At 68.7% G+C, this 14,901-nt stretch carries 12 protein-coding genes; 6 read left to right on the top strand and 6 right to left on the bottom strand.

Annotated elements, in window-relative coordinates:
- Positions 1-37 precede the first annotated feature (37 nt).
- The 3 genes from ACWDV4_RS09995 to ACWDV4_RS09985 all read left to right on the top strand — a co-directional run bounded on the left by ACWDV4_RS09995 (position 38) and on the right by ACWDV4_RS09985 (position 3,100).
- Positions 38-1,126: a hypothetical protein gene (locus tag ACWDV4_RS09995; RefSeq protein ID WP_449976342.1), complete on the top strand. Its 1,089-nt coding sequence runs from the start codon at positions 38-40 to the stop codon at positions 1,124-1,126.
- Between the two features lie 79 nt (positions 1,127-1,205).
- Positions 1,206-1,670 (top strand): hypothetical protein, encoded by a 465-nt coding sequence (locus ACWDV4_RS09990; protein WP_449976340.1) that lies wholly within the window; start codon positions 1,206-1,208, stop codon positions 1,668-1,670.
- 89 nt (positions 1,671-1,759) lie between these two features.
- Entirely contained in the window at positions 1,760-3,100 is a 1,341-nt protein-coding gene (locus tag ACWDV4_RS09985) for a PQQ-dependent sugar dehydrogenase (protein ID WP_449976338.1), read from the top strand.
- A gap of 13 nt (positions 3,101-3,113) precedes the next feature.
- Here ACWDV4_RS09985 and ACWDV4_RS09980 read toward each other — a convergent pair whose 3' ends face one another.
- The 3 genes from ACWDV4_RS09980 to ACWDV4_RS09970 all read right to left on the bottom strand — a co-directional run bounded on the left by ACWDV4_RS09980 (position 3,114) and on the right by ACWDV4_RS09970 (position 4,834).
- Complete coding sequence (locus tag ACWDV4_RS09980; protein WP_449976337.1) at positions 3,114-3,821, bottom strand: RICIN domain-containing protein; 708 nt, start codon at positions 3,819-3,821, stop codon at positions 3,114-3,116.
- 144 nt (positions 3,822-3,965) lie between these two features.
- Positions 3,966-4,451: a roadblock/LC7 domain-containing protein gene (locus ACWDV4_RS09975; protein WP_449976336.1), complete on the bottom strand. Its 486-nt coding sequence runs from the start codon at positions 4,449-4,451 to the stop codon at positions 3,966-3,968.
- Positions 4,448-4,834 (bottom strand): hypothetical protein, encoded by a 387-nt coding sequence (locus ACWDV4_RS09970; RefSeq protein WP_449976334.1) that lies wholly within the window; start codon positions 4,832-4,834, stop codon positions 4,448-4,450. The genes ACWDV4_RS09975 and ACWDV4_RS09970 overlap by 4 nt, the downstream gene beginning before the upstream one ends.
- 827 nt (positions 4,835-5,661) lie before the next feature.
- On the opposite strand from ACWDV4_RS09970, the gene ACWDV4_RS09965 reads away from it, so the two are divergent.
- Positions 5,662-6,909: a globin domain-containing protein gene (locus ACWDV4_RS09965; RefSeq protein WP_449976333.1), complete on the top strand. Its 1,248-nt coding sequence runs from the start codon at positions 5,662-5,664 to the stop codon at positions 6,907-6,909.
- A 54-nt stretch (positions 6,910-6,963) separates the two neighbouring features.
- On the opposite strand, the gene ACWDV4_RS09960 is transcribed toward ACWDV4_RS09965, so the two are convergent.
- Positions 6,964-7,218, bottom strand: coding sequence for a potassium transporter TrkA (locus ACWDV4_RS09960; protein WP_449976331.1), 255 nt, complete (start codon positions 7,216-7,218; stop codon positions 6,964-6,966).
- 191 nt (positions 7,219-7,409) lie between these two features.
- Positions 7,410-8,663 (bottom strand): PucR family transcriptional regulator, encoded by a 1,254-nt coding sequence (locus tag ACWDV4_RS09955; RefSeq protein WP_449976329.1) that lies wholly within the window; start codon positions 8,661-8,663, stop codon positions 7,410-7,412.
- A 209-nt stretch (positions 8,664-8,872) separates the two neighbouring features.
- Between ACWDV4_RS09955 and ACWDV4_RS09950 the strand changes: the two genes are divergently transcribed.
- Together ACWDV4_RS09950 and ACWDV4_RS09945 are read left to right on the top strand one after the other, a co-directional pair.
- Positions 8,873-10,171 carry a hypothetical protein gene (locus ACWDV4_RS09950; protein ID WP_449976327.1) on the top strand — a complete coding sequence of 433 codons (1,299 nt, stop codon included), beginning with the start codon at positions 8,873-8,875 and terminating at the stop codon, positions 10,169-10,171.
- The gene (locus tag ACWDV4_RS09945) at positions 10,168-11,673 is read left to right on the top strand and encodes a hypothetical protein (RefSeq protein ID WP_449976326.1); all 1,506 of its coding nucleotides are present in this window, start codon (positions 10,168-10,170) and stop codon (positions 11,671-11,673) included. The genes ACWDV4_RS09950 and ACWDV4_RS09945 overlap by 4 nt, the downstream gene beginning before the upstream one ends.
- A gap of 13 nt (positions 11,674-11,686) precedes the next feature.
- Here the strand turns inward: ACWDV4_RS09945 and ACWDV4_RS09940 are convergent, their stop codons facing one another.
- Positions 11,687-14,848 (bottom strand): DUF3427 domain-containing protein, encoded by a 3,162-nt coding sequence (locus tag ACWDV4_RS09940; RefSeq protein ID WP_449976324.1) that lies wholly within the window; start codon positions 14,846-14,848, stop codon positions 11,687-11,689.
- Positions 14,849-14,901 lie beyond the last annotated feature (53 nt).

Raw genomic sequence — 14,901 nt, 5'->3', positions numbered from 1 at the left:
GTGGACGAACTGCCACCATCGACGAGGGGAACCCGAGATGTCGAACCCCACCACCCTGCCCCACCAGTTGTCCCAGGCTCCGCCCCGGCGACGATGGTGGACCGACCGGGTCGGCTACCTCGCCGCCGGTTGGGCCGGCCTGTACGGCGTACTCGCCCTGGTCTGGACGATCAGCGGCAGTGGGTACCCGTACGGCACCGCCGACCCGGCCGGTGAGCCGAGTCTGCTGCGCTTCGTTCCCGCCGCCGTCGGCGCACCAGTGCTCGCCGTACTGTTGCTCACTGTCGCGGTGGCGGCGCTGGCCATGGCCGGTCCGCAGGCGGTCCGCCTGGGGGGTGCCGCGCGGGCGTTGTTGCTGACCTACTGCTGGACGGTCGCCGCCATTCTGCTGGTGGTGGTGCCGGACGTGCAGGTCCTCGCCACCACCGGGTACGCGCCGATGCTGATCATTGGTGCGCCGTTCGGCTGGCCACCGGTCGACTACGCCAACGTCTTCACCTGGTCGCTGGGTAACAAGGTGTTCGCCCTGCTCGGCGGGGTGCTGCTGGCCCGTACCGCCGTCACCTGGCTGTTCCATACCGTTGGCGCGTGCCTGTCCTGCGGTCGCGGTGCCGATAGCCCGACCTGGACCTCGGCCGAGTCGGCGGCCCGCTGGGGCAGGTGGGCCGGGTATACCGCCGCGATCATTCCGCTGCTCTACGCGGTCGTTCGGTTCGCCTGGCTGGCCAACATCCCACTGGGTATCAGCGCGGAGTTCCTCCAGGAGATGTGGGACGTCGGATTGGTCTGGGCCGGTGCCGGACTGGCCGCGTTCGCCGTGGTCGGCGCGATCCTGACACTGGGTCTGATGCAACGCTGGGGGGAGCGGTTCCCGCACTGGATGATCGGGCTGGCCGGCCGTCGGGTGCCGATCATGCTGGCGGTCGTGCCGGCCACGCTGGTCGCGATCACAATCACCGCCGCCGGGCTGACCCTGTACAGCTCGCCCGAGCTGTGGAGTTCTGGTGGGTTCGGCTTCACCACCGTCCCGATGCTGCTCTGGCCGCTGTGGGGGGTCTCGTTGGGTGCGGCCACGCTCGCCTACTACCTGCGCCGCCGTGGCGCCTGTGCCCACTGCGCCTCCTGATGCAAGGAAGGGCCCCTTCTTATCGCTTTCTGTATAGGAAGGGGCCCTTCCTAACCACCGCCGAACCTAGACTCGGAGCATGGAGACGGCGGAGCTGCGCCGGGCCTACGACGTACTGCTGGCCGAGGTCGAGGCGGGCGGATTCGGGGTGCCGCCAGCCGGCGAGCTGACCGCCGAGCAGGTCCTCGCCCATCTCGCAATCAACGACGAATTGCTCACCGAGACGACCGAGGCGGTGCTCGCCGGCTCGCCGTGGGCCTACTACGACATCGAGGCGATCCACCGACCCCAACTCGATGAGCTGATCGCCCGGTACGGCGGGCTGACCGAGTTGGCTGCCGTACTGCGGGACAGCAGTGCGAAGTTGTGCGCGTTGACCGAGTCGCTGGGCGACAAGGCCGAGACGCCGGTCTGGACGCACATCCGAGAGGGCTTTGATCTGCGGGTGGACGAGCCACTGCCGTGGGGACGCACGCTGGACATCCACGGGCGGGTGCACCTGCCCGCGCATACCGAACAGCTGCGCACTCTGCGGACCCAGTGAGGCTGATACTGTTTCTGTGATCGCCTGCTCACGATATGGGATTGATGCTTGGTGAAGCGCGGCACTTTGCCATAGATTGCCATCAACTGATGGGAGTCGATATGCCGCGTCATCAACTGTTCCGGCGGCTGGGCGCCGCCGCGACCGCCGCGCTACTTGCTCCGACCGCACTGACTACCGCCGCCACAGCGGCGCCGAACCCGGCCGCCCTGACGATGCCGACCACTGCCGCTGCTGCCCTGGCGGCCCCGGCCATCGTCACCACCGACACCGACGGTGGCACCGACGGTGGCACCGGCTCGGTCAACCCGGACTGGCGTCCCCGGGTACCGCTCGACCAGTTGACCGTCGATACCACCCTGGTCGCGACCGGCCTGGAGCGACCGACCGCGATCTCCGCGCCCGACGACCGCAGCCGCCGGCTCTTCGTCGCGGAAAAACCCGGCCGGGTACGCGTCTACCACCCCGACACCGGTCTCGCGGCCGAGCCGTTGCTGGACCTCACCGACCGGGTCTCCACCGTCGGCAACGAGCGGGGGCTGCTCGGGATCGCCACCGCGCCGAGATTTGCCCACACCCGGGCCGTCTACGTTGCCTACACCAGCGTGCCCGACGGGGCGTTGACCCTGTCGCGGTTCGTGCTCGCCGGCACTGACCCGGCGGCCGGCGAGCAGGTCCTGCTGACCCAGCCACACGCCGAGTTCAGCAACCACAACGGTGGAGATCTGGCGTTCGGCCGGGACGGGCATCTCTACTGGAGCCTGGGTGACGGTGGCGGTGGCAACGACCCAATGAACACCGGCCAGGACCTGAGTACGCTGCTCGGCAAGATTCTCCGGCTGGACGTACGACGTTCCTGCGGTGAGCGTGCCTACTGCGTACCGCAGGACAACCCGTTCGTCGGGCACCCCGGTGCCCGCCCGGAGATCTGGGCGTACGGGCTGCGCAATGCCTGGAAGTTCTCGGTCGATCCGCGTAACGGCTCGCTCTGGATCGCTGATGTCGGGCAGAACGCCCACGAGGAGGTCAACCACCTGCAGGCCGGTGTTGGTGGTGTCAACTTCGGCTGGTCCTGCAAGGAAGGGCCGGCGGTGGTTCTCCCCGAACGCTGCCAGCCGGATGCGCAGTACGTCGACCCGGTGTTCCACTACGGGACCCGGGTCGACGGTTGTGCGGTGATCGGTGGGCACGTCTATCGCGGCCGGCAGTTCGCGCGGATGGCCGCCGGGACGTACCTGGCGACCGACTACTGCTCGGCTACCGCGTTTGCGATCCGGCCAGTCCGGGGCGGTGGCTACGAGAGCCGGGCAATCGGACAGTTGCCGGCCCGACCGAGCACCTTCGGAGTGGACGCCAGGGGCGAGCTCTACGTCGCTAGTGACATACCGGGCGAGTTGTACCGGGTTTCCTTCGGGAGGCAGCCGAGCTAGCGAACGCCGCAGACTACGACACGGTCCACGCCTGGTTCGTTCCGTTGTTGCAGGACCACTGTTGCAGCTTGGTGCCGGGGGTCGTGCTGACCTCCGGCACGTCCACGCACTTGTCGCTGTTGACACTGACCAAGGCCACCTGACCGGCGCCGAGGGCGGTGAGCCGCCACTGCTGGTTGGGGCCCCCGTTACAGGTCCACTGGATGACCGCTGCGCCGTCGTCGGTGCTCAGGTTGTAGACGTCGAGGCACAGGCCGCTGGCCACGTTGACCAGGGTCACCGTCCCCTCACCGGCTGGGGTGGCGAGCCAGTGTTGGCTCGGTGAGCCGGCACACTCGGCCTGCTGGACGGCCGCACCTTCGGGGGACACCCCGCCCACGACATCCAGGCAGAGCGGGGCATGGACCAACCGAAAGATCTGTCCGGCGCTGGTGGGGCTGCTGGGCGTGGCCTCCGGCGTGGGCTCGTCCTGACTTGGCTCCGCTGTTTCTGGCGCGTATGCACTGGCGGTGGTGGCTGTCGGCCCGGCCTGGTATCCGTCGTTGGCGCGGGAGTTGCCGCCGAGCACGGCCCCGATGAGCACACCCACCAGGCCCAGGATGCCCACCACGCTGACTGCCAGGATGACCAGCAGCATCCGGCCCCGCGGCAGCCGGGATCGCGGGCCGGAACTGTAGAGCGTGCCGCCCGGCGGTGGGGAGAGTTCGTCAGGTATGGGCATTCAGGCATAGTGACCGACGCCCCGAAACCCCGGTCAACGGGGGCTGGCTAAAGGCTGCTGTCGATGGCAGGCAGGCAGGTCCCTGGGGCTGGTTGATGCCGATGGCCGGCACCGGTGACCCGGTGCCGGCCACAGCCCATGCTGCTACGCGGTGCGAACGTGCAGCAGGTCAGCGAGCCGGTCGGCCAGCGGTCGGGCCTCCAGATGCAGCCGGGCCACGTTCAGCCCGTCGTCGCCGAGCACCGCGAGGAGGACGGTTTCACTCACTGCGTACACGGCGAAGTAGCCCCGGTGACTGTGCACGGTGGACTCCCGGAACGGACCGTGCCGTAGGGCGAGTCCAGCCTGCCGGCCGAGGCCGAACGTGGTGGCCGCCAGCGCGGCCAGGTCGTGTGGTTCGGGGTCACCGGTAAGGTCGTGCGAGATCAGCAGCCCGTCCACACCCGCGACGACGCAGCCCCGTACGCCGGGCAGCGCGTGCCGCAGGCCGGCCAACTGGGCCCGTACCGCCTGGTCGGTGTCGGGGCCGGCGAACGATTCCCGGTGTGCGGGGGTTTCGAACCCGTCGAATCGGGCCGACCGCTCCCGGCGGGGCAAAGGTTCGACATGCGTGCCTCGGTTGTCGATCACAGTTCGAGGCTTTCCTCGACCATGCGGAGCCGGTGCCGGGCGAGCGCCAGGTTGGCCCGTCCCTTGTTCAGCGCCAGGTAGAGGAAGAGTCCGCTGCCCGCCCGGGAGTGCAATGGCCGGATCAGGTGGTATTGCGTGTCCAGCGTGATGAGTATGTCCTCGATGCCGTCGGGGAGCTTCAACATTTCGATGGTGCGCAATTTGGCCCGGACCACATCGGTGTTGCCGGCTGCCGCCACAGTGAGGTCGAGTTCGGCGGTGCCGCCGGCGGTGGCCAACGTCATCCCACTGGTGAAATCCACCAGGGCGACGCCGATCGCCCCCTCGATGCTCATCGCATCCTTCAACACCACTTCCAGGTTCGCCACTGGCGCTGCCTCCATGTCTTGGTACGCCACCACTGCCGCCAGGGATGCCAGGCAGCTGGGCGCCAAATCCGTCCGGCGGGTCAACTGTTGCCCGTTCAGCTAACTTACTGTGGCCCGAGGCGGCGGGGAATCCGCTAGTTGGGCGGATTTGTGCAGGCCAAACGCATCGTAACTGCGTCGAAACAAACGCGTACTGTCACATAGTCGGGAGTTGGTGCCGCATCGGCCCGGCCGGGTCGGGTTCAGCTATCCGATGCGGGCTGAGCCCTGGCAATTTACGGGTCATCCTGACCAGCAGATCCTCTTCGAACGTGGCGGATTCGTCCCCACACAGAACGTCATCTGCTACGACCGGAAGATCCGAGATGCGTACCCGTCTGTGGAGACCCTGCTGCGGCGATCGAGCAGTCCCAACGCCCGTGCGGACACTCCGTACTACGAACTGTTCAGTCGAGTCTTCCGGCAGAGCATTCGGTACGCGTTCGCTAACGGTGGCCGATTGCCGACAATTTTGTCGACGACTTTACTGACGCCCTTCGCGGCATAACGCGCTAGGTCGTACGGCGCTAGGTCGTACGGTGGGTGGCCCCCGGCTTACGGAGCCGTGACCACTGTCCGTGATGTTTCTGACGTTTCCCGGCGGGCGACCGGCCCGCCTTGGCCAGACGGGCCCGGTCAGGCCGCCGCCCGATCTCTTCGTCAACTCACTGGCCACCGATGTTGAGCTGGGAAAACGCGCCGTTAAGCGGTGCTGAGCTGGGAAAACGCGCTGTTCGTATTGGGGTTGGCTCGGGGCGGCCGCAACGATCATGGCCGGCGGGGCGGTCCCTATCATCCCCACCATGACGGAGCCGGAAGCGCGAAATGACTACCACAGCCTGCTTGGCCTGCATCACTCGATGCTGCTGCGCCGAAGCATGCGCGGTGGCGGTCGGGGGATCGGTGACCCCGCCGAACGCAGCGCTGCGCTGCTCGACGGCTGGCCACAGCGGCTGAATGACCAACGGCTGATGCAGGAAAGCCTCGCCGTTGTGCAGCCCTTCGGGGACACGCTGATGTACCTCTATACCTTGCTTTTCCGTGACTCTCCGCATTTACGCACGCTCTTCCCTGATTCGCTCATTGCGCAGCGTGATCAACTGTCCACGTCGATGCGTCGGCTCATCGACGACCTGCACCGGCCGGACGCAGTCGTCCAGTTCTTCCAGCAGCTTGGCCAGGCCCACCGCCGGCTGGGGGTCCGCGCCGCCCACTTTCAGCCATTCGGCGACGCGCTGCTCGAAGCGCTGCGTACCCGAGGCGGCAGCGCATGGCGGCCCGAATACGACCAGGCATGGCAGCGGGCGTACAACTTCGTAACCCAGGTGATGAGCGACGCGGCGCAGGCGGCGCTCTCCTCGCCGCCGTATGTCACCGCCACCGTGGTGCACCACGAGATGACCGGACCGGACCTGGCCGTGATCCGGGTACGACCAGCGCAGCCCTACCCCTACGTCGCCGGACAGCACGCCACGATCGAGTCGCCGCACCTGCCACACACCTGGCGGTTCTACTCGATGGCCGACCCGCCAGCGCCGGACAACATCCTCGAGTTCCACATTCGGGCCACCGGTGCCGGCCGGCTCAGTGACGTGTTGGTCAACAAGATCGGTGTCGGCGACGAGCTGCGGCTCGCCCCGGCCCGGGGAACGATGACGCTGGCGAGTACGGCGGTCAAGGGCGTGCTGCTGGTCGCCGGCGGCACCGGGCTGGCCCCCATCCGGGCCCTGCTGGGTGAACTGACCCGGCAGTCGAGTCCACCGCCGACCTATCTGTTCTTCGGTGCCCGTACCTATGGCGAGCTCTACGACCTTCAGATGCTCGACGCGTACGCCGCGCGTTATCCCTGGTTGCAGGTGATCCCGGCGATCGCCGAGGGAGCCGCCTACCCGTACGAGTCGGGCACCGTGGTCGACGTGGTGACCCGGCGCGGCAGTTGGGCGGGATACCACGCCTACCTGTCTGGCCCCGCCGACATGGTCACGGCACTGGCGGCCCGCCTGGCCGGACTCGGCGTCGACCCCGACCACATCCGGTACGACCCGCAGTAGCCCGCAGGCCGGACTGCCCGGAGTGCGCTGGCGGTGGTCTGCTCGCCGGCTGGCTCAGGAGACAGTGGGCTGCTGGTGGCACCCGCACTCGGTCTCGCCGACCTCGACGAGACCGAGCAGCCGGGCCAGAGCGGCGGCTTCCCGGCGGGTCAGGGTGACGCTCAGCGCGGCATCCGGGTCGTCCGGGCGGTAGACGACCAGGTCCCGGCGGCCGTTGTGGTGACACACCACCCCGACGTGCTGATCGTCGTCGGTGGTGATCACCTGCCGTAGGCCGATGCCAGGGAGCGGGACGTCCTCGACGCGCATTTTGCCCTCGTCCTCCTTCTGACCTGGCTAGAGGCTTGCCTGGAAGTTTCGGCCTCCGTCGTTCGGAGGCGTGCCCAGAAGCTCCAGCCTCCGTCGTTCGGGGGTCCGCCGCATCGGCCCGCGTCGGCCATGACCTGGCCCAGGTGGTTGCCGATGGTCGGCAAGGTGTCGAGCCGGCAGAATGGCCGTGATCAGGTGGGACGGGGCAGATCCCGGTTGGGCCAGTCCAGCAATCGGGCACCGAGCACGGCGGCGTGCAAGGTGAACCAGTCGGTCGGGTTCATCGGGTCGTAGCCGGTGAGCGTACGGACCCGCCCCAGTCGATAGGTGACTGCCCGTACGGACAGGTGCAGCCGACGGGCGGCGTGGGTGGCCACCCCGCCGGTGGCGAAGTACGCCTCGATCGTCGCCAGCAGTGGTTCCGCCCCGCCCCGGGCCAGCGTCAGCGGGGTGAGCACCCCCTCGATCAGGTCGGCGATGGCCGCCTGGTCCCGCAGCAGCATCCGGTAGACGAGCAGGTCCTCCGCCTGCGCCACCGGGTCCGGCAGGCCCAGCTTGCCGGCCAGGTCGAGCGCCTCGCGCGCCTCCTCGTAGGAACGGGCGATGCCGAAGACGCCCGGATAGGGACGGCCGACCGCGATCCGCCACGGCCGTCCGGACGGTATCGACTGGAGGGCGGCCTGCATCACCCGGCCGAGTTCACCAGTGGGCTGCCGTCGGCCGCGTTGTTCGGGGGCGACGGCGACTCCGGGTACGAGCACCGCCAGCATGCCCTCCTTCGCCGACACCAGCACATCCCGGTCACCGAACCGGTCCAGGATGACCCGCTCCAGGCCCCCGGTCGCGGCGGTCACCTCCGCCCACCGACGGTCAGGCAGGGCCAACGCCACCTGGTGGGCACGGGTGAGGTCCAGCCCGAACGGCTCGGCGCGTTCGACGATCCCGGCGACGTCCGGATCACCGCGCAGCAGATCGTCGATCAACTCGCGGCGCAGCGCCTCCTCCCGCCGTACCATCAGCCGACGGGCGGCCAGATATCCGTCGACCAGCGCCGACAGGGCGTCGTTGACCACCCGCAGTACGGCTTCGCCAGCCAGCCGTACCGGTTCCGCCTCACCGGCCTGCGCCACCACCGGCAGCAGCCGCCAGAGTCGCCAGGCCGCCGAGACGTACAGTTCCACCGCTCGACCGACCGGAATCCCCTGCTCCGCGGCGCGCCGTCCGGCCGCGCCGATCGCGTCCAGCGCGGGGCGGTCCAGCCGGCGGCCCGAGGTGGCCGCCTCGGCCAACTGGGGGAGGAACTCGCCGAGCAGATCGTCGGCCACCCCGCCGGCGTCCCGGCTCGCCGCCCGGGCCACCCCGGAAAGATCCTCGTCGGATCGGCCAACTCGTCGTCCACCGGACCGACCCGGGCCACGACTCGGCTGGGCACGTGACTCAGCCATCAGCCGCGCCTCCCACCGTCCGGGCAATCCACGCCCGCAACATACCCTGGCGACTGCCGGACCCCGGCAACTTGAGAAGGACCCGAAACCGGAGAAGGACCCGAAGTTGGCGAAGGACCCGCAGCTGGTGGACCTGTGCCCGCGCGGGAACCACGGATTGTCACCGGGTACCGGTACGGTCGCTGGCCAGGTCCGTCGGAGGGAATAGCGTGACGAACGTCGACCAGCGTCTCGACCGGGTACGCGGTGCCAGCGCACCCCGCCGGCACAACGCCCGTACGATCGCCGCCCTCACCAGCAACCCGGGGTGCCGCCGACGGGCGTTGCTCGACGGTGCCGGGGTCGACAAGCAGCGGGTCGCCGGGCACATCGGCTTTCCCGCCCAGTTCGGTCAGTCCCAGTTCGCCATCACCCGGGGCAACGCGTTCGAGGCCCAGGTCAAGGCGGACGGCTGCGCGACGCTGCTGCAACTGCTGCGCGAAGTGTTGGGCCTGCCCATCCCCGACGCGTCCTACACCGACTTGGGGGTTCCAGACGACACGCTCGGCGGCACAGACAGGAGCGACGGTGCCAGGTCGCGGCGCCCGCAGTCGCCGACCGATCGCCACACGCACAGCCGTGACCTGCTGACCGGGGCGGCCCAGCTCGCCGCGTCGGGGGGAGCCCTCTTCGACCATCCGCTGCTGCACCTGGCGGTCGCCGGTCAGCGGGTCTACCTCGAACCAGACCTGATCGCGTTCCAGCTCGCCGGTCAGTTCCATGTGGTCGAGATCAAGTCGTTTGCGGTGATCGACGGGCAGGCCGACGCCAGTAAGGTGTCCGCCGCCGCGACCCAGGCGGCGGTCTACGTGCTCGCGATGCGCCAACTGCTGGCCGAGGCGGGGCAGGATCCGGAGACCGTCTCGTCCGACGTGATCCTCGTCTGCCCCCGCGACTTCTCCAACGAGCCGACCGCCGCACTGATCGACGTACGAAAGCAGTTGCTGGTGTTGCGGCGACAGCTCGACCGGATGGCGCGGGTTGAGGAACTGGTCGCCGTACTGCCCGACGGGTTTTCCCTCGACCTGGTGCCGGACCGGGACGGGCAGCCGACCCGGCCGCCGGCGGCGCTGGTGGCCGCGCTCGGCGAGGTCGAGGCCCGCTACGCGCCGGAGTGCCTGGCCGCGTGTGAGCTGGCCCGCTTCTGTCGGCACGAGGCGCGCGGCAGCACCGCCAGCCTGGGCAAGTCGGTCCGTGACGCGCTGGGCGGGATCGACCAGGCGGCGACCGTGCTGGGGCTGGCGAGTGGGGAGCTGACCCCGGCCCCGGAACAGGCGGAGGCCGCCGCGCTGCTCCGAGCGGCCGCCCGGTTGCGCGCCGAGGTGCTGGCCACCGCCGGTATTGACGGTGGCGAGCCTGCCGCGGGCTCTTTCGACGGGAGTCGGCCGGCCGGCATCGTTGGCAGCCAGTGCGCCGCCGGCTTCGACCGTAGCCAGCGCGCCGCCGAGCAACCGGTGGTCGTCGGATGAGTACGCTGACCGCGCTCGCTCGGGCCCAGGCGGTAGCCACCGGGGTGGCCCAACCGATCGCCACCGTCCGGCACCTGCACCTGTCCGAGCAGCCGCTCGTCCTCGTCCCGCTCGCCATGGCCGGTGAGGCGAACGCGCCACTCGCCGCAATGGTCGGCACCGCCCCGGACCGGGCGCAGCTGCTGATCGTGCCGCAGCCACGCAACCGCGACCAGCGGTTCGCCTTCGTCACCGAGCTGGCCTCGATCGTCGTGCCCTATCTGGACGGTCATCGCGGCGTCGCCGAGGCGGTGCCGGTAGACCGGGGAAAGGATGTGCGCTACCGGTACGTCGACGCACCCCAGATCCTGGTACCCAACCCAGCCGGCGTCACCTTCGTCCGGCTGCTCGGCCGGTCCACCCGGTTCCGCCGTACCGATGGGGAATATCCGGTCGACGCGTCCGTTCCGCTGCTCGGTCGATGGTTGACCTTCCTCGCCGACCGCGCCGAGCATCCCGGATCGTCCCAGCTGCTGGCGTTGACCGACGCGCTCACCCTGCACTGGGCCACCGGGCAGAGCGCGGTGGAAGACAACCATCTCGCCGCGCTGCTGGCCTGGATCAGACCACCGGCCGGGATGTCCGGTGCGCAGGCGGCGGAGGCGGCCGAGGATCCGGCGCTCCTTCCACCTGCCGGTCCGGCCAGCGACCCGGACTTCGACAACCGGCAGTTGGCCCCGGCGATGGCCGCGTACCAGGCGGCACAGGACGATCCGGTCGCCCAGCAGCAGGCCCGAGCCGCGCTCGCGGACCTGCTGCGGGGACAGCTGGAGCCCACCTGGCGGCTGATGTGGCAGGCGGTCGACCTGCTCCGGTCGAAGCCGCCCGGTGCCCGGGTAGCCGATCGTTGGGCCGAGGATCGGGACGCGTTCACCGACTACGCGGCGTACGTCGACGAGGGCGGGCATCCGCAGGCCCGGCGGGATGGCGCGGTGGCGGCGGCACACCGCCTGCATCGGCTGGAACGGGCCCTCACCACGTACGCGGTGCAGCGGGCGTACGACGATCCGCTGGTGATGGCCGACCACCGGCTGACCGGGGAGGCGTTCGTCGGCGAGGTGACCCTGGCCGATCCGACCCGGGTCGACGACAGCGGCAAACGGCCGGTACTGCGTCCCCGGATCATGCTGCACACCACCGATCCGGTGCTGGTGCGGCCGGGAGTGTCGCTCTACTCGCCGACCCGGCCGAGCCAGAAGGCGCGGGTCATCTTCGTCAACCCGACCAGCGATGTCGAGAAGACCGAGGTGGTGCTGGAGTTGTCCGGCGGGATGGGCCGGTCGTTGACCCCGCCGCCAGGCAGCGTGCCCAAGGTGGGGGAGCGGCTCTGCTACACGACGTTGTCCGAGGGCTTCCGGCCGTCCGGCGCGTTCCCGGCCCGGGAGGAGACACCCTGGACGCACGGCGGACCGCCCGGCGATGGTGCCCCGGCGCAGGAGGACGCCATCGAGGAGTGGAACTAGCTGCTTGCCCTGCTCAGGCGGCTATTACCCGGGCCGCGTGGAGTACGTCGGCGGGGAGTGGATGGTCGAGCCGCCAGATGATCCGCATCGGGCGGTCTCCGGTGTGCCGCTCGTATGTCATCGGGCCCGCGTAAAGGTACGGCGGTACTCCAAGGTCACCATCGGGGACCTTGGTTTCCCGAACGAACAGGTGCACCGTCGAACCACGCCTCGCGTGTGCGATGTACCGCTGACCGGTCGGCGAACTGGCCGAGGTGGTGCTCTGCGACTCCCACTGGAACAGTTCATCGGTGAGCGCCCGGTCCTGATACATGGTGGACGGCGAGTAGTGCTGTGCTGATTTGACCAGCGTGACGAAGAAGATGTCCGACTGCTCGGCCTCGATCCACTTGACCCCTTCCCGCAAGCTTCCCGGGTTGGTCATTCCGAAGGCGGCACACGCCTCGTTCTTGCTGTACCGGGCATGTATCCGTAGCGGCACGCGGTCCGAGCGGCCAGGCGTGGTGATCCGGTGGATGCGGCCACGCAGCACGTCGACGATCTGCCGCAGTTCCAGACAACGGGCCGGGTCTGCCCAGAGCCGGTCCAGCCGTTCGTCCAGTTCGGCCAGGGGCGCTGTCGGTCCCCAGAGCATGAAGTGCAGCATGTGCAGCAGTCGGTGTGACACGGGCCGGTCGCCGGCAGCGACCTGGGTGCCGGCAGTGCCTAGGGCACCGGCAGTGCCTAGGGCACCGGCAGTGCCTAGGGTGCCGGCAGCGACGTGGCTTAGCAGGTCGAGCCGGTCGAGGTCATCGAGGTGAAGCATCCGGCCGAAGGCGGTGCTGAGGGTGACGTCATCGGGGCCGACAGCCGTGTCGTCGAGCCCGGCCATGCGCCGAAGCCCGGTCCAGCCACCAAGGCCCTTTCGGCGATAGATGTCTTCGAGCTCCAGGCCGGTCTCCTGTAGGAAGTCGCCGAGGGGCACGTCGCCGAGTTGGCGTAGCTCGCTGAGAAGTCCCTTCTTCGAGCTGGGTATCGCCCGCTTCAGATTCCCCAGCACCACCTCTTTGGCGACTCGGTCGAGTTCGATATGGCAGCCGCTGGGCAGGGTCGGAAAGTCCTCGGCGACCGCCCGCTCCAGGCTCCGGCGACTCACCCCGGTCAACGCCCGCCAGCGCAGGTCGAACCGGAAGTTGGCATGCTGCCCGCCAATGAAGTCGAGGACGGTCAGACACGCCTTGTCGTCGTCCAGCCGCAGACCACGACCGAGCTGCTGTAGGAAGATCGTTGCGCTCTCGGTGGGACGTAGCAACAGAATCGTGTCGACCATCGGCAGGTCGATGCCTTCGTTGAACAGGTCGACTGTGCAGAGCACCCGTAACTTGCCGGATCGGAAGGCAGCCAACGCTTCGTACCGGGCGGCCGTGTCGAGTCGCGAGGTGACAGCGTGGGCGGGTATCCCCGCCCGGTTGAACCAGTCGGCCATGAACTGGGCGTGGCCGATACTGACGCAGAACGCGAGTGCCCGCATCCGGTCGACATCCACCTTGTCCCGTACGGCCTGCAGCACCATCCGGGCTCGGGCATGGTTACCGGTGTACAGCCGATCCAACTCGCTGTTGTCGTAGCCCTGGCCGCGTTTCCAGCGCAACTGCGACAGGTCGACATCGTCGTGCAGCCCGAAATACTGGAACGGTGCGAGTAGCTGTCGGTCGAGTGCCTCCCACAGGTGCAGCTCAACGGCGGTGTGCCCGGCAAACCAGCGGCGGATGTCGCCACCGTCGGAGCGATCCGGGGTGGCGGTCAGCCCGAGCAGGATCTTCGGATCGAGCCGACTCAGCAGCTGCTGATAGGTCGGCGCCTCGGCGTGGTGGAACTCATCGATGATTACCATGTCGAACTGGTCCGGTTTCAGCTCCAGCCGACGCAGGGACTGGATGCTGGCGAAGACGTACCGCCACTGGCTGGGTCTGTCGCCGCCGACCAGGGTCTCGCCGAAGCTACCGTCACGCAGGACGTGCCGAAAGACCGACCGGCTCTGCCGCAGGATCTGATCCTGATGGGCGACGAAGAGCAGGGAATCGACAGTTCCGGCCTGGCGAAGTCGGTGGTAGTCCAGGGCGGCGACGAAGGTCTTGCCGGTGCCGGTTGCCATCACCACCAGGTTGCGGTGGCGACCATGCACCGCCCGTTCGGCCGCGAGGTCGTCGAGGATCTCGCGCTGATAGCCGTACGGTCGTACGTCGATGTTCGCGACCTCGATGTCGAGTGGGTTGGTCGCGCCGCCGGTTCGCTCGGCGGTCAGTGCCCGGCGCAGGCGCAGCCCATCCCGCTCCGGCTCGTACGACTCGAAGGCCGGATCATCCCAGTAGTCGTCGAACGTCGCCTCGAAGGTGTCCACGATGTCTGGCTGTTCCAGCCTGGCTACCCGGATGTTCCACTCCAACCCGTCTACCAGGGCCGCCTTCGACAGATTGGATGAGCCCACGTACGCCGTGCTGGCCCCGTTGCCGCGTCGGAACAGCCAAGCCTTGGCATGTAGCCGGGTGGTTCTGGTCTCGTAGGAGACCTTGATGTCCGCGCCCAGTTCGGCGAGCCGGTCCAGGGCTCGCTGGTCGGTCGCGCCCAGGTAGGTCGTAGTGATCACCCGTAGCTGACCGCCGCGCTCGATCAGGTCGCGGATTGGCCGTTCGAGAAGGCGTAGCCCCTGCCATTTGATAAAGGCGCAGAGCAGGTACGCCTCGTCGGCGGAAGCCAGTTCGTGACTGATCTCGTGCCCGATCCGAGGCTGGTTCTTGCCGTTGACCAGCAGCGCTCCTCTGTTGAGCGGGGTAGCGGGTCGGACCGGAAAGCTGATCACGTTCGTTGACTCATCAGCGGCCGCGATCGCTTTCAGCAGGTCGTGTGAACTGGCTACCCGGTCGCTGGCGCCGGTCGCGTCCGGGGCCAAGCGTTCGATCGCCTCCGCGATCCGGTTGGCGACCTCCACCTGCCTGACCAGTCGGTGCTGGTCGGAGCTGGGAACCGCCCGTAATGCCCGGCGGGCGAGGTCAGCGATGTGCCGGCTAAGCACCTCATCCGCGTCGACCGGGTCGAGCTCGCTCCGCTGGACCAGGTCCGCGTCGATGCGTTGGAGCCGCGTCGCGAGCTCCTCAGTGATCAGATGTTCGTAGATGCCCCGAGGCAGATCCGTCACGGGGAGAAGCTAGCCGTTCGCGCTTCTCCTCGCTGCTCCGGGGGCCGGTCGGA

This window comes from Micromonospora sp. NPDC003197, assembly GCF_053590565.1.
This window is presented reverse-complemented; position numbering and strand designations above follow the sequence as displayed.